Here is a 16,673-nt window from a genome sequence, read left to right as displayed (position 1 = left end):
TATTAACGGCGCTCAACCTGATTTCTTTAGGGAATTTTTTGGATTTTTTTGAAAAAAGTTCGTTTGGAAAGGGAATCGTGATGAAGCAGATAAAAAAGTAAAAAAACTTCAATTTTTCGCTAAAGCTTCTTTTCGAGCTGTCGATACAACCTGATTTTGCGTTGAAATTAAGAATCCAAATCGCCTAACCAAGCAAGGTAAGTGCGAGGTTTGGCGCCTGTTTAGCTTGGGCTAAAATAGTGGTACTGACTTGTTGCAAAATCTGCTGCTTCACCATTTGCGTGGTTTCTTTGGCGTAATCAGTATCTTGAATACGACTGTTCGATGCTGCTAAATTTTCGTGGATGTTATCTAGATTATTGATCGCATGATTGAAGCGATTTTGATATGCACCTAACTCGGCACGTTGGCTATCGACAAATTTCATCGCCGTGTCTAGTACAGCGACAGCTTGCTGCGCCCCACCAACGGTTGTGATGTTCAGGTTATTGACCGCATCATAACCTTTCAACGACATCCCAAGCTCACTCGCAAGATCTCCTGAGAATGAAATCGTTCCGGCGGTTTCTTCTCCTGCCATAAAGATCTGTAACTGGCCTTTTTCATTAACAGAAGCCGTCACTTTGTCGGTTTGACCATTAATGTAGGTCGCGAGTTCTTCAATATCATCACCGGCTTTGGCATTGATTTGGATTTTTTCCGTCTCGCCAGAACGGTTGGTGAAAGACATCGTCAGATCATTGGCGTTCTCTTTTACCTGCCAATCATAATCAGCACGCCCTTGAGCGACATAACTAAAGCCCCCCATTTCCAACCCGTCAGTGCGCATCGATTTCAACTCAATCTGTACGGCTTCACCAGAAGCAGCACCGATTTGAAAAGACGATTTGCCGAATGTGCCATTCAACAGTTTGCGTCCACCAAAAGATGTGGTTTCCGCAATGCGGTTCAACTCATCGTTTAACGCAGTGACTTCTTCTTGCAACGCGGTACGCTCGGCTTGACTGTTTGAGCCATTAGCCGACTGAAGCGACAAATCACGCATACGTTGCATGATGTTCGTCACCTCATTCATCGCGCCTTCTGCGGTTTGCATGATGGAGATGCCATCATTAGCGTTACGAACCGCCACATCCAAACCACGCATTTGTGATTGCAGACGATTGGAGATTTGCAGGCCTGCCGCGTCATCTTTTGCGCTGTTAATACGCTTCCCTGAAGACAAACGCTCCATGGATTGATTCAGCATATCCGTTGCACTGGTCAAATGACGTTGTGCGACAAGTGCTGCAACATTGGTATTAACGGTGATAGCCAAGAGACACAGACTCCAAATAAATTAAGGCTTTGGATACTTATCGACCAAGAAACAGAAAGATTTAGTGTTTTTTGAAAAGAGATTGGAATGAGAGAATAGAAAACAAAAAACCCTCCGAATGGAGGGCTTTGGAAACTTTTAACTATTCATTACTTAATGGCCAGTTCTGCTAGCATTTCTTGTGAAGGAGCGAAGAAGTACGCACCTGTTACCGCTTTAGTGAAGCGAAGCAGTTGGTCTGTTTTACCGTCGGTTACGCCGTACATGCTCTCTAGCATCACTTTGATATTGTGAAGGGTATTGCAGTAAGAGATGAACAACAGACCGTGCGCGCCAGTCACTGTGCCGTATGGCAAGCTATGACGAACAATCTTCAAACCTTTGCCTTCTTCTTTAATATCAACTCGACCAACGTGAGATGCTGCCGGTACGTCTTCTAGCTCGACTGAATCTGGTTTGGTGCGACCAATAACTTTCTCTTGAGCTTTGATATTTAGGCGATTCCAAGCTGGCAAGTTGTGCTCAAAACGTTGAACCATAACATAGCTACCACCAGCATATGGGCCATCTTTTACCAATGCTACGTCAGCGCGAGCGTCCCCTTTCGGGTTTTCTGTACCGTCGATAAAGTCCGTCATGTCACGTGCATCTAGGTAGCGGTAGCCGTACGTTTCATCCACGACCGTCACATCTTCTGCAATATCGGTTAGGAATTTGCGCAATACGTAAAAGTGCAAATCGTGGCGAGTAGAATGGCAGTGAATAAGCACATCAACATCTGTTGTTGGCGCAATAATGTCGCCTTCACCAAGTTGCGGGAAATCAATCAGCTCTTCTGGTGCGTCAATATTTAGGTGCTGCCAGAATGATTTGGTGAATGCGATGGAAATCGTCAGATTAGCGCCCGGTTGACTGTTGTTTAAGTCTTTAACCAGCTCAGGAAGTGCTTTCAGTTTCGCCAATACGTTTTCACGGTTTTGGTTCACTTTTAGTTGAGTGTACAGTGCAAATGGCCCTGCTTCTGGCACGATCGCCGTTTGAGCTTGTGACATTGAGGTATCCTCTATACTTTGCCCCATTGCGGGAAATTATTGTTTTTAATTTTTTGAAGGCTGTTTCGCATCGTGCTCAATCTGTGGCACGTTAAAACAGTCTTTTACCCATCTTCCGTTGAGAAGATAGATCATAAACCAAGTTAATAAGGTGATGGTTAGAGCATTTGCCCAATTGAATACACCATGTTCTAGGTACACATGATACATGGTCTGAGCGAGTTGAATACCGCACAAGATCAAAGTCATCTCACGGCCATATCGCGTTATTTGATTTACCCAACCACGATCTGGGTGACGCAATCCCATCAGCCACATCAATAACAGGCTTGGAATACCAATCGACAAACCTAAATACAACGTGCTGGAATCAGGATAGACAATGGACAAAAGCTTGCTGCCGCTTTCTCGGCTGACACCCGCCATTGCAAAAACCACCCAAGAGCGAGCCAGAAACATCCATCCTAGCCAAACAAGAATAGGCGCTTTCAAAAATCCATGAGCGTCATATTGGTCAAATGAGTAGCGCACAATATCGTCTTCTTAGTTTCATAAAAACGCCACTTTAACCGATCGATTCAGAGTTGCAAGCAAGCAAAGATGAGAACTAAAGTTCATTTCATCATCTTACGCAGGTAAACTAAACGCAGATTTACAGTGACGTCGATGAGAAACATGAAAAAAAGAACCCCTGCAACCCCAGTTCCTTCTCTAGAAACTCAAACCGAAGCCATGAAGATCGCAAAAGCGACACAGAAACCGGGTCAAACGAAAGAACAAACCAAACTGATTGCTCAAGGTATCGAAAAAGGCATCGCTCAATACAAAAAACAGCAAAAAGAGCGAAATCGTCAAGCAGATAAAGCAAAGAAAAAACAGCAGCGTGAAAAACTGCGCCAGCATGAAGAAGATGTTATCGAGTCAGACAACATCACAGATGATACGCCAAACCACTTCTCAAGTAAGCTGCCTTGGGCGCTACTTGCGTTAAGTTGGATTGGCTTTGCGGCCTACATTATGTTGGGTAGATAACGGATGAAACAGGTATTACTTGGATTTTTTGCCGTACTTCTCTCTGGTTGTACGATGCCTTCTCACGTGACTCATGCTCAAAGCCAAGATGTTCATATTCGCATTGACGGTCAGTTCAACCCTGAGCGATGCGAATACAAAGGTGAAGTCACTGGAAGTGAGGGCCATTGGTATAACTACATTTTCATGACCAATGACGCGATGATGCAAGGGGCGATGAACGATTTAAAAAACAATACTGCGGCCATTGGCGCGGACACAGTGTTCATGGTTTCTCCGCAAGATTTCATCACCTCATTTAGCGTGCTGGGTTCTGCTTACCTCTGCAATGAGTGACGCCTAGATATGAAAAAAGCCAGCGATTGCTGGCTTATGCACGAAATCCAAGACTGCTAGCGATATCTCTCTCCCGATCTAAAACCCATTGGCTATCAAAAGGTCCCCAATCCGAAAGTTGGTAATAGCCGTCATTATGACGTCGGCCATCTTGAACGAATATGAGTTCAATGCCGATCCCCGGTAATGCCTTTAGTACATCTTGAATTGTACGACGAGGCCACCCCGTTTTTTCGATCAACTTTGGCACATTCGGCCTTTCTAGGTTTTCCACCAACAAGGCCAAATATAGCCGCCTTGCAAAAACAGGACTCAATTCCATTGACACCTCCTAAAATTGTGCTGAATCATTATTTCGTTTTTGCCAAGTAAGATGTTGCGTTTGATCAATAACTCGACTTTTCCACTTGATTTAGGCGTTTTTTTATCCGCTTTATGCCAAATTAAGTTCTGTTTTGGCATGTGAGACCAGTTATCCACTTCTATATGAAAATTATTCTCCACAGCGTTTTGTCAGTTTGATTGCTTCTTGATAGGATGCTGAATCAGCCAAGAAATACCTCCCCAAAGCGCGTTGCGCTCTAGAGAGTAAAAACAGAATAAAAAAGGGAAACATTATGACAATTACCATGTTCGGCATTCCAAACTGCGACACCATCAAAAAAGCAAAGAAATGGTTGGAAGCTGAAAACATTGCGTTTGATTTTCACGACTACCGCAAACAAGGTATTGATGCTCAAATGGTGACTGAATTTTGTCAGGCGCTAGGCTGGGAACAAGTTCTCAACAAACGTGGCACCACGTTCCGCCAACTGACTCAAGAACAAAAAGACACGCTTAACGAAGAAAATGCTATTGCGCTGTTGGTTGACAACCCAGCGATGATTAAGCGCCCAATTCTGAACGTAGACGGCCAACTCCATATCGGTTTCAAAGCAGACCAATACGCTACGATTTTTAATTCATAAATGTAAGGAAGACTCAAGGATGACAGACAGTCCAGTACTGGCACTTGCAAAAGACCTGATCAGCCGCCAGTCCGTAACACCTGAAGATGCAGGTTGTCAGGACCTAATGATCGAGCGTTTAAAAGCGCTCGGTTTTGAAATTGAAGTCATGGTGTTTGAAGACACCACCAACTTTTGGGCGCGTCGCGGTAACGAAGCGCCATTGTTTGCTTTTGCAGGTCACACAGACGTTGTACCCGCAGGCAAGCTAGAACAATGGGATACACCACCGTTCGAGCCAACCATCATTGATGGTTACCTTCATGGTCGTGGTGCAGCCGATATGAAAGGCTCTTTGGCGGCGATGGTCGTGGCCGTTGAACGCTTCATTGCCGAGCACCCAAATCACAAAGGCTCTATTGGCTTTTTGATCACTTCTGATGAAGAAGGCCCTTTCATTAACGGTACCGTTCGCGTCGTAGAAGCGCTGATGGAGCGTGGTGAGAACATCGACATGTGCATCGTTGGCGAGCCTTCTAGCACAGAAATTGTGGGCGATGTTGTGAAAAATGGCCGCCGTGGTTCAATTACCGGCGACCTAACCGTAAAAGGCACACAAGGCCATGTAGCCTACCCTCACCTAGCCAATAACCCTGTTCACGCATCGCTACTTGCCATCCACGAACTGGCAACAACAGAGTGGGATAAAGGCAATGATTACTTCCCACCAACAAGCTTCCAGATTCCCAATGTTTCTGCGGGTACAGGGGCTTCCAACGTGATTCCTGGCGAGTTCAACGTTCAATTCAACCTACGTTTTAGCACCGAACTGAACAATGACACTATCGTCCAGCGCGTAACAGAAACACTGGATAAGCATGATCTCAACTACGATCTACATTGGACATTCAACGGCGACCCATTCTTAACGGACACGGGTGCCCTACTTGATGCTGTGGTCGCTGCCGTAGCGGAAGTGAACAACACTAAACCAGCTCTGCTCACAACGGGGGGTACATCAGACGGACGTTTCATTGCTCGCATGGGCGGTCAAGTTGTTGAGCTTGGACCTGTCAATGCCACGATTCACAAAGTGAACGAGTGCGTAAAAGTGGACGATCTTGAGAAGTTGACTGACATGTACGAAAACACCTTAAAACACCTACTCGCGAAGTAGTCGCACGTAGTTAACCCATTGATGAGCATACCATGACTCCTGCGCAACTCACCGGAACAACCGATTCTCACCTTCAATCAACCATGGTTGGTCAGAAGGCTTTTTTAATGCATCCCGATGTCGCGAACGATCTGCTCAATATGATCGAAGCAGCGAAAAAAGCGGGATTTAAAATGGAAATTGCCAGTGGCTTTCGAGACTTTTCTCGCCAGCGAGCAATTTGGAATGGGAAGTTCGAAGGTGAGTTGCCGATTTTAGATTCTAACTCGCAGCCTTTAAATAAGGCTGCGTTAAGTGACGAAGAAAAACTAAAGGCCATTCTTCGCTGGTCGGCATTACCAGGAGGAAGTCGTCATCATTGGGGGTGTGATTTCGATGTGTATGCTCGCAACTTACTTCCACCAGACACCAAGTTGCAATTGGAACCTTGGGAATATCTAGAAGGTCATCAGCTGGCGTTTTATTGTTGGTTAAAAGATCACATTGATGAGTTCGGCTTTTTCTTCCCTTATCTGCAAGATTTAGGTGGCGTCGCCATTGAACCTTGGCACATCAGCCACAAAACCATCGGTCAACAATGTGCTGCTCAACTGAACGCCGAAATGCTAAAAGATGAGCTGGTTCGACAAAATCAACAACACAACATTGCAGGGCTAGAATCGATACTGAATAATTTAGATAGCATCTTATCTACCTATATTCGCAATATCACCCCACCACCGGAGGCGTTATGATCGAATTTCTTACCAACCCTTGGGTGATCATCATTGTGGTCTTGAGTGTGATCATCGGGAACATTGCCGCTCTGAAGTACACCGCCAAAATGAAGTTCAACCAGATGGATAAAGGTCGCAAGAACGATTTGGATCGTCTAAATGAGCTAGATAAAGAACGTTACGGCGACGATGAAAGTAACAAGCACGAACAAAAATAAGCGGCTTTTTAGTCGCTCTTGCTAATTGAGTTAAGCATCAGAATGCTGTGATTTGGACTGTGCTCCGAGCAACGAAAAACGATCAAAAAAGGGACCGAATGGTCCCTTTTTAATTCAACTATCTAACTTACTCTTTCACCACCGCACCAAGGACTGGCACCAGTGATTTCAAGAACTCTTCTTCAACAGGTTTGCCTGATGAATCGGTAATGTTGATAGAAGTGCGGTTGCCCAAGTCCCCTAGCAAGAAGGTGTATTTACCTGCTTTTAGGTCGACTGGCTTCACGCCAATTTCATTCCAGAATTCATCATCTGGAGATGCATACTTCGCTGTTACCGTACCTTGTGACTGGCTGCGCTCTTCAATCGTGAAGCCCATCTTAGGCAGAATGTTCGGTAAACGCTGCCACAATACATTGTATTGCGCACGAGCGATGATAACTGGCAGACCACTGCGGTCTTTGCCCATCGTGACAGGAATCTGTTTCACCAACTCTTGAGCTTTACGCTGCGCTTCTTCACGAACTTCTTGATCGTAACGAGCCGTTACTAAGTTAGTCATGAACACGTTGTAACGCTCGCGGTTAGTCGCAGTCACTTCCTTAACTTGATCGCCTTCACGCCAGTCAATTAAGCTCACTTTGAAACCGTGTCGGCCATTTGCTTCTGCACGAGAGATCTCGTATCGGCTACCAATTTCTAGCTCTTCGTCAGGAGAGTTCCACGTTACCCAACCTGTCTCGATTCGAGAATCAGTTTGACTTTCCACTGGAATTTTTCTTGCTTCAACCATGCCTTGCACAGTTTGCCAAACTTTATCTAGCTCATCTTTGCGCAATAGCCAAAGTGTCACTTCACCGTTACTACTGCGATCTAGGCGCGCACCAGGAATCAACTCAAGTACTTGCTGAGGTGGACGGATATCAACCGACTTCCCTAAGCCACCCGCATAATTGCCCTGAGGGATGTCATAGTTTGGGTAGAACTGAGGTTGAGCTCCTTGCGGAACGTTCCATGCCTCTAGAGCTGGTGTGTTCAAATACTCGAAATCGTCTTTTGCTTGACGACGTTGGTTGGCACCACCTGAACAGGCAGTCAATACGAATACAGCTAATGAACTTAACACTAACTGGCTTGAAAGCTTCATCTATACTCCTAAAACACTGAGGGCTTAATCGCCCCCAGTATGAACTTCAATCCTAGTAAATACCTGCGTCTGTCAACGCCTGTTCCACGATCGGCTGCGATTTTTCAGAAAGTGCGGTTAAAGGAAGACGCAAGCCACCTTCTTCAATCAAACCCAGCTTATGCGCTGCCCATTTTACTGGGATCGGGCTTGATTCAACGAATAGGTTTTTATGCAGAGTCATCAAACGTTGGTTAATGATTTCTGCCTCTTCGAATTTACCTTCACTTGCCAAATGGAACATGTCTGCCATGTCTTTCGCTGCAATATTGTTCGTTACCGAGATAACACCATTGCCGCCCAGTTTCACGAATTCCAAGCCCGTCGCATCATCACCACTTAGTAAGATAAAATCTTCGCCACAAAGTTCACGGTGAAGTGCAATTCGGCTCAAATCGCCCGTCGCGTCTTTTAGAGCAACGATATTATCAAGCTTTGACAAGCGTGCCACTGTCTCAGGTTGCAGATCTACGGCAGTACGACCCGGTACATTGTACAAAATTAGAGGTACGTCACTCGCTTCTGCGATCGCTTTGTAATGCTGGAACAAACCTTCTTGTGTTGGTTTGTTGTAATAAGGCGTCACACTCAAGAAACCTGCGATACCAGAATCCGCGAGTAATTTGCTAAATGTCACGGCTTCGTGGGTTGCATTTGCACCCGTGCCGGCAATCACAGGGATGCGACCGTTGGCAAACTCAACAGTTTTATTAACGACCTTTACATGCTCTTCAATGGTCAGTGTCGCTGACTCACCTGTCGTGCCTACTGCCACAATACCGTCTGTACCCGCTTCGATGTGGTACTCTACTAGCTTTTGTAGACCGTCGAAATCTACTTCACCATCTGCTTTGAATGGTGTAATCAGCGCTACGATACTTCCTGAAAACATGTTTATCTCCCTCATTTAACTCTTTCTGCATGGTACTGTAATGCGATTGAAAAACACAAGAGCGTAAACTCGCTTACAAAGTACAAATGAATGAATAATTATCAGTTGTTAGAGGTCTAGCAACTTAATTGCGCAATTTGGTCTTATTCCCAGCAATTTTGATAATCGTCTTGGTTATCTGGTTCTGTGCCTTAGCAGCCTGAAAAGGCTTGTTTTAGCGAGAATGACTTGGATATGTGCCCTTTAATTATCTAGGCGACAGGCCACGGGTAACTTCACCAAAGAATTTTTGCGGCCTATTGTTACGCTCAGAAATATACGCTTTAGCGACATTTATCAAGTCAGGTTTTAGTGAATAAAAAGGCTAGTTTAGCGCCAAATAAACCACTGATAGCGGCTCGCCAAGTTTTCACTGCTCATATTGTGCTTATTTTCAGCATTTTCCCTGCTCGATGGCCTTCTGTGTCCCAGTCTACCCCATACTCACTGCTTAGCACTTCACCTTTTTTAATCTCAATTATCCTGCGAACTAAAAAAAGAACTCGCTCGATATTTCTCTTCGATATCTGTGCTAACATCTCTCTATTGAAGAAAGGACAAGAAGCTTATTTATGAAGCAACATCTGGTACTTACAGCAGTTGGAACGGATCGTCCGGGCATTTGTAACCAAGTGGTTAAGCTCGTGACTCAAGCTGGTTGTAACATCGTTGATAGCCGCATCGCTATCTTTGGCAATGAATTTACTCTGATCATGCTACTGACTGGAAATGCCAGTCACATCACTCGTGTTGAAACACAACTGCCACTATTAGGGCAAGAGCATGACCTAATCACCATCATGAAGCGAACGTCTGCGCACGAACTGCTCGACAACAGTTACACGATGGAAGTCTTCATCGAATCTGAAGATCGTCCAGGACTGACAGAGAAATTTACTCAGTTCTTCGCAGACCAACACATTGGCTTAGATTCGCTCAGTGCACAAACCATTAGCAAATCCAAACTGCAGCTTGATGCTGACCAATTTCATATTGCGATCACTGCATCGGTCAGTGCCGATTGCAACCTGATGCAATTACAAGAAGATTTTGATGAACTTTGTAAGTCGCTCAACGTACAAGGTTCTCTGAATTTCATTAAAAACACACTATAAAGTAAAGGAAATTATAATGAATACGCTGACAGCAGGCTCGCCAGCGCCAGCCTTCTCTTTGCTCGACCAAGACGGCAATACTGTTACTCTTGATGACTTTAAAGGCAAGAAAGTCCTTTTCTATTTCTACCCAAAAGCCATGACTCCAGGCTGTACCACGCAAGCAAAGGGCCTGCGTGATGTAAAAGCAGAACTAGATGCGCACAACGTGGTTGTTCTGGGTGTCAGTATCGACCCAGTTAAGCGCCTAGGTAAGTTCATTGAACGTGATGAGCTAAACTTCACGCTACTGTCTGACGAAGACCACGCTGTTGCTGAACAATTCGGTGTGTGGGGCGAAAAGAAATTTATGGGCAAAGTTTACGATGGCCTTCACCGCATCAGCTTCTTAATTAATGAAGAAGGCGTGATTGAGCACGTATTCAACAAGTTCAAAACGAAAGATCACCACGAAGTGGTTCTGAACTACCTAAACGAAAACGCCTAATGCGAGCTCGTTTAGAGTCATACGTTAAGAGTTAACGTTCTAAGAATCGAAAAAGCCCAGCATTGATTGCTGGGCTTTTTATTCAATCGAATAATTACTAAGCTTTGCTCAATGTCGAACGCGTTACTCTTGGACGGGTTCGCTCTCTTCGGTGCTTGGTAGCGCATTCCAAACGGCTTTCACTAACGTCGCTAATGGGATCGCAAAGAAGACTCCCCAGAATCCCCATAAACCGCCAAACACCAATACCGCAACAATAATCGCAACCGGGTGAAGGTTAACCGCTTCTGAAAATAGAACTGGCACAAGCACATTACCATCTAGCGCTTGGATGATGCCGTAAGCCAGCAACAACCAGTAGAATTGTGGCGTCATGCCCCATTGGAACAAACCAACAATCGCAACCGGTACGGTTACCGCAGCTGCACCAATATATGGAATCAATACCGACAAGCCTACAGCAACGGCCAATAGCGCGGAGTAACGTAGGTCTAGAATCGCGAATGTTACGTAGCTCACGCCACCAACAATCAAGATTTCCAGCACTTTCCCGCGAATGTAGTTCGAGATTTGCTCGTTCATCTCGTGCCAAACTTTGTTCGCCAGCTTACGGTTTTTCGGCAAAATGCCGCTCGCCATTCTAAGCATTTCTTCTTTGTCTTTAAGTAGGAAGAAAATCAGCAGCGGCACCAAAATCAAGTACACCGCCAATGTGGCAATACTGACTAACGATGCAAGTGAGCCTTTTACCACGCTTTCACCCAAACCTAGTGCTTGGTTTTTCGCGTTGGTCACGACGGTTTCTACAATTTGTAGGTTCGCCAGTTCCGGATGGCGCTCAGGCAACGTCATGATGAACTTTTGCAGCCCGTTATACATGTTCGGAATATCGTTGATTAAGTTGCCAACCTGAGTCCAGATCGTCGGAACCAAGCCAAATAAGGCGATCAACATGATGCTGATAAAAATCAAGAGAACAATAATCACTGATAAGGTGCGAGGCACACCCATACGAGACAATTTAACCACTGGCCATTCTAGGAGATATGCCAATACGATCGCCACCAGCAATGGCGCAATCAAATGCCCAAAGAAGTAAATGGTGATAAAACCAAACAGCAAAATGGCGACAAGGCTTACTGCGTGGGGATCTGAGAAGCGGCGTTGATACCAACGACTTACCATTTCGAACATCTTATGCGGATTCCTTATTGAAAACAGTCAATGTGTAGTGCTCTGGTGTAGATTGGCAATCAACCACGTACCCTTGAGTACGAAGGTAATTCACAATGTCTCGTTTAGAGCTGTTATCCACCACTTGAATGACAAGGTGATGATACTGCGATTCTTCATCCTGAAAGACCTCAGCAGCGTGACGCTTGGCAAGTAACAGCGCCATTGGGCAGCGTTGCTCGCGCAAATCAAGTAACATGGATTCCATTGTATTGCTCTGCACTTATGATAGGGTTGTATTGTAACGGCTTTTTGAGCTGGTGCTAGCACTTCTGACATGATTTAACCGCATGCTGAAATGACTCGGATATAAAACAATTTACGAAACCAATTCATTTATTTTTGGTCTTAGTGCTAGCCTATTCATCCTAGGGGATGACCATAAAGTATAGTGGTGATGTTGTGAGGTACTCGACCTCCAACCACGTACTTAGGTATTTTGGAGAATCTTTAAACCGTATGTTAAAACGCACTCGCTCGCTCGTTTGTTTGTGCCTTGCTGCTGCAATCAGTTCACCAACGACTTACGCCAATAGCATCGACTTGCCTGATATTGGTACAGCAGCTGGCGGCACGCTTTCTATAGACCAAGAGTTGATTTATGGCGACGCGTACATGCGCATGCTCAGAGCCAGTAAGCCTATCGTCAACGATCCGGTCATCAACGAATATATCGATTCCCTCGGACACCGCCTCGTGGCCAACGCGAACGATGTAAAAACGCCGTTCCACTTCTTCATGATTCGTGATCGTAATATCAACGCCTTTGCCTTTTTTGGCGGTTACGTTGCATTGCACTCAGGGCTATTTCTTCATGCTCGTAGCGAAAGTGAACTCGCATCCGTTGTCGCGCACGAAATTGCACACGTAACACAGCGCCACCTAGCACGCAGTATGGAAGACCAAGCAAGACGCTCTCCAGCGACTTTAGCTGCGCTTGCTGGTGCATTATTACTTTCGATTGCTTCACCAGAAGCAGGCATGGCAGCGATTACCGCCGCAACAGCAGGCAACATGCAAAGCCAAATCAACTACACTCGCTCAAACGAGAAAGAAGCCGACCGCTTCGGTATCGCAACCTTGGCGAAAGCAGGATTTGATGTGCAAGCAATGCCGCGTTTTTTTGGCCGTTTAGCCGATGAGTACCGCTACGCGAGTAAGCCACCACCAATGCTACTGACTCACCCTTTACCAGAAGACCGTGTAGCAGATAGCCGTCAACGAGCACAAGCTTATCCCCCAATGCGCATTGCACCCTCTATCGATTACCATTTGGCGCGCGCACGCATTGTCGCGCGATATGCCGGTATCGACGGACAAGCCGCACTAGGTTGGTTTGAGCGTACTCAAAAGAAAGCTTCAGCGGACATCATGCCGTCATTTGATTACGGCCGAGCGCTGGTTCATCTGGACAACAAACGCTTATCACAAGCAGAACCGATTTTGAAAAAACTGTTAGCGCAAGATCCGGGCAACCCATTCTATTTAGATGCAATGACCGATCTATACATCGAGAAAAAACAGCCACAAAAAGCTGTTGAGTTGCTAAATAGCGCGCTAAAGCGTAATCCTCAAAACAAAGTATTAACCATTAACTACGCCAACGCGTTGCTTGAAGCAAACCAAAATGATCAAGCGGTGCGTACGCTTCAGCGTTATACACACGATAACCCAGAAGATAGCAATGGCTGGCAGCTATTATCGAAAGGCTATCATGCCCTTGGACGTAGTGATGAAGAGCTTGCAGCTCGCGCGGAAATTCTGGCACTAAGAGCAAACTGGAATAAAGCGATTCAATATTACAGTGAAGCAAGTAAAATGGCCGAATTGGGTAGCTTAGAACAAGCGCGATACGATGCTCGTATCGACCAACTCATGATCCAACGAGATCGATTCATGGCATTACAATAACGAAATGGAGAAAACCATGTCAGTCGTGATTTATCACAACCCACGTTGCTCAAAGAGCCGTCAAACTCTTGAGTTACTTGAGCAAAATGGTGTTACACCGGAAGTCGTAAAATACCTAGACACACCACTAAATGTGGATGAACTAAAAGCGCTATACGCTCAACTCGGTTTCTCATCAGTACGTGAAATGATGCGTACAAAAGAAGACGTTTACAAAGAACTTGGTTTAGGCGAAGCATCAGTAAGTGACGAACAATTGTTCGAAGCGATGGCGCAAAACCCAAAATTGTTCGAACGTCCAGTTGTTGTAGCAAACGGCAAAGCTAAAATTGGTCGCCCACCAGAGCAAGTATTGGATATTCTATAAATGGATTGCCAGATCCTTATTTTATACTTCAGCCGTCATGGCTCAACAAAACAACTGGCAAGACAGATAGCAAGAGGAGTCGAATCGACTCCTCAATGCCAAGCAATTTTGCGTACAGTTGAAGAATTGTCACCTCACTCACATACCCCTTCCGATCCAATTGTTACTCTAGAGGAACTGAAAAAGTGCGACGGTCTAGCGTTCGGTAGTCCCGTTTGGTTTGGCAATATGGCAGCGCCTTTAAAGCACTTTTGGGATCAAACCACCCCTTTGTGGGTCAGCGGTGACTTAATCGATAAGCCAGCTTGTGTATTTACCTCATCATCTTCGATGCATGGCGGTCAGGAGACCACACTTCAAAGCATGATGACGCCACTACTGCATCACGGGATGATGGTACTTGGTATTCCTTACGCTGAACCAGAGCTGCATTCGACCCAATCTGGTGGCACGCCCTACGGTGCCAGCAGTGTAGGACACGAACCAAGTCTCACAGCGGAGGAGACTCGCCTGGCACAACAATTAGGTAAACGACTAGCAACAGCAGCGTTAAAGCTCAAAGCTTGTCACTAATACCAGTATTAATAATTAGTAGAATTGGTATCAATTCAAGGATAGAGAATCGATGTCTGACTCTTTCGAAGAACAACCACCTCTTGGTGCTCAAGCAAAAACGTATCGCTACCTCGCTTTGTTCGGCAACTTAGCTTTATTAGCATGGGTCGCGATTTGGCAACTCGCTTTATCTCCTCACCCTCATCTGAGTAGCACAACACTCGCGATTGCATGGTGTATTCCGTTATTGCTACCGTTACCTGGCATCTTAGCGGGCAAACCTTACACGCATGCATGGGCGAACTTTGTCTTGATGCTGTATTTCTTGCACGCACTCACTATCTTGTACGTGGACGGTGGTGAACGGTGGTTGGCAGCGGTTGAGCTGGTGCTTACCTCTCTTGGTTTTGCTGGCAATATTTTATTTGCTCGTGCTCGAGGAAAAGAGCTAGGCCTTAAACTCAAACGCTTGTCACAAGTAGAAAAAGAAGAAAAAGCGAAGTTCAATAAATAACTTCTCTGATTCAAAAACAAAAAGAGTCGCAATTGCGACTCTTTCTTTATTCTATGCTCAAACGCAGATTAACTTTGCGAAGTAGAATTCCACTCATAAATCAGATCGTATTGATCTTGCACTTGAGGAATCACAACAGGCTGTTGTACTTGCACTGCTGGCACAGTTTCCTCAACGGCTTGAACCACCGTTTTTGGTTGCCCTTCTATAGCTTGAGCCTCTGAAGGTAGAGTTTCTACCGATTGCTCTTCCGATGGCGTCACTTCTTCAACGTCACCGAGTGGATCTTCAAATTCCATCAATTGTGAGATAGACGAAGCCTCTTGCTCAAATGCTTGTTGTGAAGCAAGCAAATGAATAGTCAGCGTTAACTCACTGCCTTGTACACGCTTGATTTCTGTGCCCGCCACTGAATTCAATTTGGTAAGTGCATTTTCTAAACGGAAGAAATCAGCAGCAGACGTTACATTTAACACTTTCACGTTCACAGCTTTAGAAGACTTGCCTGAGACAACAACGGCGTTTTTACTTGCGTAGTAATCAGCAATACCATCCACCATTGCGGAAATAGCGTCTGCACCTGTTGCCGACCCGCTGCGTGGAGAAGTTTGCGCATCAATAATCTTTGCAGGCGCTTGGTCATACAAAGTCCAACGAATCTGCTCGCCTTGCGCACGAATAATTAATACCGCGTCCGCTGGGTAACGCTGGCTGGCTTGGCTAATCGGTTCAATGAAACCGCCCCAAAGATCAGACGTGTTTACGCCCGTGACATCGTCAAAATCCCCAACAGGAATCGTAATTGGAAGGCCACGAGCTTCCGTTGCTTTTTTCAACGCAGCAACGTTGACAGAATCAGAATGTTCCCATGCAATTGCGCGGTCGTAATCTTGCTCTTCCACCAGCCAAACCAAAATATTGGCACGATTCGGTGACCATGAAGGCAACTGAGCTTGAGTCAAAAGCGATTGAATTTGCCCACTGTTAAACAACATTTTAAGACTTGCTTTGCCATCAACTTGGCTTTTCCCAAGCTGAGAAATATAGTGAGAGCTAGAACTCAGCGCCTTTTGGATAACAGGGTTGCTTAGAGAAGATTGAGAACCAGTCGCTCGAACAATCACATCTTTCATACCTTGTTCACGAGCCGCAGACTCACCGTCGTTCTGCTCACTGTCGATAACCACTTCGGCACGATAGATATCTACCTGAGTTAATGCATACACCGGCAGGGACAACCAACCGATCAGTAAGAGAGCTAAATAGCGCATAGTTTTCATAATCCTCTAAACAAGAACCCGCATAATAAGCAACTATCAAATCTTGAGCAAGGCGCGTACTGAGTGAATTGTTTGTAGTTTGACCAAGTTAATGCCGTTTTTTGCATCACTAGGTGATTAATTAACGTTACCCCATCAACATGAACTCATATCGATGCATATTGAAAGACATAAAACCTGATATTCATTGCTCTTGAAGCTTCATTTTCAAGAGCGCTTATTAGATCACAGCACATCGATATTCTTTGAATGGCTTAATTTGGACTCGTAAAATCGTCCATTTTGCAAGCAACCAACT

The 16,673-nt window shown here is 45.3% G+C and carries 21 protein-coding genes; 12 read left to right on the top strand and 9 right to left on the bottom strand.

Features of this window, described 5'->3' with window-relative positions:
* Window positions 1–184: 184 nt before the first annotated feature.
* The 3 genes from ACF8CV_RS11610 to ACF8CV_RS11600 form a co-directional block, all read right to left on the bottom strand.
* Window positions 185–1,318, bottom strand: coding sequence for a flagellin (locus tag ACF8CV_RS11610; protein ID WP_138938583.1), 1,134 nt, complete (start codon window positions 1,316–1,318; stop codon window positions 185–187).
* A gap of 149 nt (window positions 1,319–1,467) precedes the next feature.
* Complete coding sequence (locus tag ACF8CV_RS11605) at window positions 1,468–2,370, bottom strand: Dyp-type peroxidase (RefSeq protein ID WP_005457759.1); 903 nt, start codon at window positions 2,368–2,370, stop codon at window positions 1,468–1,470.
* Window positions 2,371–2,415: 45 nt separating this feature from the next.
* On the bottom strand, window positions 2,416–2,901 hold the full coding sequence (locus ACF8CV_RS11600) for a DUF2919 domain-containing protein (protein ID WP_023585949.1): 486 nt from the start codon (window positions 2,899–2,901) through the stop codon (window positions 2,416–2,418).
* A 144-nt stretch (window positions 2,902–3,045) separates the two neighbouring features.
* Here ACF8CV_RS11600 and ACF8CV_RS11595 point away from each other — a divergent pair, with 144 nt between their 5' ends.
* Window positions 3,046–3,402 (top strand): DUF2956 domain-containing protein, encoded by a 357-nt coding sequence (locus ACF8CV_RS11595; RefSeq protein WP_021822162.1) that lies wholly within the window; start codon window positions 3,046–3,048, stop codon window positions 3,400–3,402.
* 3 nt (window positions 3,403–3,405) lie between these two features.
* On the top strand, window positions 3,406–3,738 hold the full coding sequence (locus ACF8CV_RS11590; protein ID WP_023624348.1) for a DUF4156 domain-containing protein: 333 nt from the start codon (window positions 3,406–3,408) through the stop codon (window positions 3,736–3,738).
* Between the two features lie 34 nt (window positions 3,739–3,772).
* On the opposite strand, the gene ACF8CV_RS11585 is transcribed toward ACF8CV_RS11590, so the two are convergent.
* Window positions 3,773–4,060, bottom strand: a complete 288-nt coding sequence (locus ACF8CV_RS11585; RefSeq protein ID WP_005494336.1) for a helix-turn-helix domain-containing protein — start codon at window positions 4,058–4,060, stop codon at window positions 3,773–3,775.
* Window positions 4,061–4,355: 295 nt separating this feature from the next.
* Here ACF8CV_RS11585 and ACF8CV_RS11580 point away from each other — a divergent pair, with 295 nt between their 5' ends.
* From ACF8CV_RS11580 to ACF8CV_RS11565, 4 genes are read left to right on the top strand one after another with little or no spacing between them, the layout of a single operon-like run.
* Entirely contained in the window at window positions 4,356–4,706 is a 351-nt protein-coding gene (locus ACF8CV_RS11580) for an ArsC family reductase (RefSeq protein WP_005484501.1), read from the top strand.
* Window positions 4,707–4,725: 19 nt separating this feature from the next.
* Entirely contained in the window at window positions 4,726–5,862 is a 1,137-nt protein-coding gene (gene dapE, locus ACF8CV_RS11575; RefSeq protein ID WP_138938584.1) for a succinyl-diaminopimelate desuccinylase, read from the top strand.
* A gap of 32 nt (window positions 5,863–5,894) precedes the next feature.
* Window positions 5,895–6,596, top strand: coding sequence for a M15 family metallopeptidase (locus ACF8CV_RS11570; protein WP_138938585.1), 702 nt, complete (start codon window positions 5,895–5,897; stop codon window positions 6,594–6,596).
* The gene (locus tag ACF8CV_RS11565; protein ID WP_005494327.1) at window positions 6,593–6,796 is read left to right on the top strand and encodes a DUF2897 family protein; all 204 of its coding nucleotides are present in this window, start codon (window positions 6,593–6,595) and stop codon (window positions 6,794–6,796) included. The genes ACF8CV_RS11570 and ACF8CV_RS11565 overlap by 4 nt, the downstream gene beginning before the upstream one ends.
* A 127-nt stretch (window positions 6,797–6,923) precedes the next feature.
* Here the strand turns inward: ACF8CV_RS11565 and bamC are convergent, their stop codons facing one another.
* Both bamC and dapA read right to left on the bottom strand, forming a co-directional pair.
* Window positions 6,924–7,943 (bottom strand): outer membrane protein assembly factor BamC, encoded by a 1,020-nt coding sequence (gene bamC, locus ACF8CV_RS11560; RefSeq protein ID WP_005494324.1) that lies wholly within the window; start codon window positions 7,941–7,943, stop codon window positions 6,924–6,926.
* Window positions 7,944–7,995: 52 nt separating this feature from the next.
* Window positions 7,996–8,874 (bottom strand): 4-hydroxy-tetrahydrodipicolinate synthase, encoded by an 879-nt coding sequence (dapA, locus tag ACF8CV_RS11555; RefSeq protein WP_005457716.1) that lies wholly within the window; start codon window positions 8,872–8,874, stop codon window positions 7,996–7,998.
* Window positions 8,875–9,485: 611 nt separating this feature from the next.
* On the opposite strand from dapA, the gene ACF8CV_RS11550 reads away from it, so the two are divergent.
* Both ACF8CV_RS11550 and bcp read left to right on the top strand, forming a co-directional pair.
* The gene (locus ACF8CV_RS11550; protein WP_020838650.1) at window positions 9,486–10,028 is read left to right on the top strand and encodes a glycine cleavage system protein R; all 543 of its coding nucleotides are present in this window, start codon (window positions 9,486–9,488) and stop codon (window positions 10,026–10,028) included.
* 16 nt (window positions 10,029–10,044) lie between these two features.
* Window positions 10,045–10,515, top strand: a complete 471-nt coding sequence (bcp, locus tag ACF8CV_RS11545) for a thioredoxin-dependent thiol peroxidase (protein WP_005481097.1) — start codon at window positions 10,045–10,047, stop codon at window positions 10,513–10,515.
* Between the two features lie 123 nt (window positions 10,516–10,638).
* On the opposite strand, the gene ACF8CV_RS11540 is transcribed toward bcp, so the two are convergent.
* Window positions 10,639–11,709, bottom strand: a complete 1,071-nt coding sequence (locus ACF8CV_RS11540; protein ID WP_005457764.1) for an AI-2E family transporter — start codon at window positions 11,707–11,709, stop codon at window positions 10,639–10,641.
* A gap of 1 nt (window position 11,710) precedes the next feature.
* Window positions 11,711–11,947 (bottom strand): sulfurtransferase TusA family protein, encoded by a 237-nt coding sequence (locus ACF8CV_RS11535; RefSeq protein ID WP_023624344.1) that lies wholly within the window; start codon window positions 11,945–11,947, stop codon window positions 11,711–11,713.
* Between the two features lie 260 nt (window positions 11,948–12,207).
* Between ACF8CV_RS11535 and ACF8CV_RS11530 the strand changes: the two genes are divergently transcribed.
* From ACF8CV_RS11530 to ACF8CV_RS11515, 4 genes are read left to right on the top strand one after another with little or no spacing between them, the layout of a single operon-like run.
* Window positions 12,208–13,659 (top strand): M48 family metallopeptidase, encoded by a 1,452-nt coding sequence (locus ACF8CV_RS11530; protein ID WP_005457720.1) that lies wholly within the window; start codon window positions 12,208–12,210, stop codon window positions 13,657–13,659.
* Between the two features lie 16 nt (window positions 13,660–13,675).
* Window positions 13,676–14,026 (top strand): arsenate reductase (glutaredoxin), encoded by a 351-nt coding sequence (gene arsC, locus ACF8CV_RS11525; protein ID WP_005457719.1) that lies wholly within the window; start codon window positions 13,676–13,678, stop codon window positions 14,024–14,026.
* Window positions 14,027–14,599, top strand: coding sequence for an NAD(P)H:quinone oxidoreductase (gene wrbA, locus ACF8CV_RS11520; RefSeq protein WP_005457725.1), 573 nt, complete (start codon window positions 14,027–14,029; stop codon window positions 14,597–14,599).
* Window positions 14,600–14,651: 52 nt separating this feature from the next.
* Complete coding sequence (locus ACF8CV_RS11515; protein ID WP_005457718.1) at window positions 14,652–15,095, top strand: DUF2069 domain-containing protein; 444 nt, start codon at window positions 14,652–14,654, stop codon at window positions 15,093–15,095.
* Between the two features lie 68 nt (window positions 15,096–15,163).
* Here the strand turns inward: ACF8CV_RS11515 and ACF8CV_RS11510 are convergent, their stop codons facing one another.
* On the bottom strand, window positions 15,164–16,366 hold the full coding sequence (locus ACF8CV_RS11510; RefSeq protein ID WP_053305273.1) for a DUF2066 domain-containing protein: 1,203 nt from the start codon (window positions 16,364–16,366) through the stop codon (window positions 15,164–15,166).
* Between the last annotated feature and the right edge of the window lie 307 nt (window positions 16,367–16,673).

Source organism: Vibrio sp. zbq_1, assembly GCF_043102935.1.
GTDB lineage: Bacteria > Pseudomonadota > Gammaproteobacteria > Enterobacterales > Vibrionaceae > Vibrio > Vibrio parahaemolyticus.
This window is presented reverse-complemented; position numbering and strand designations above follow the sequence as displayed.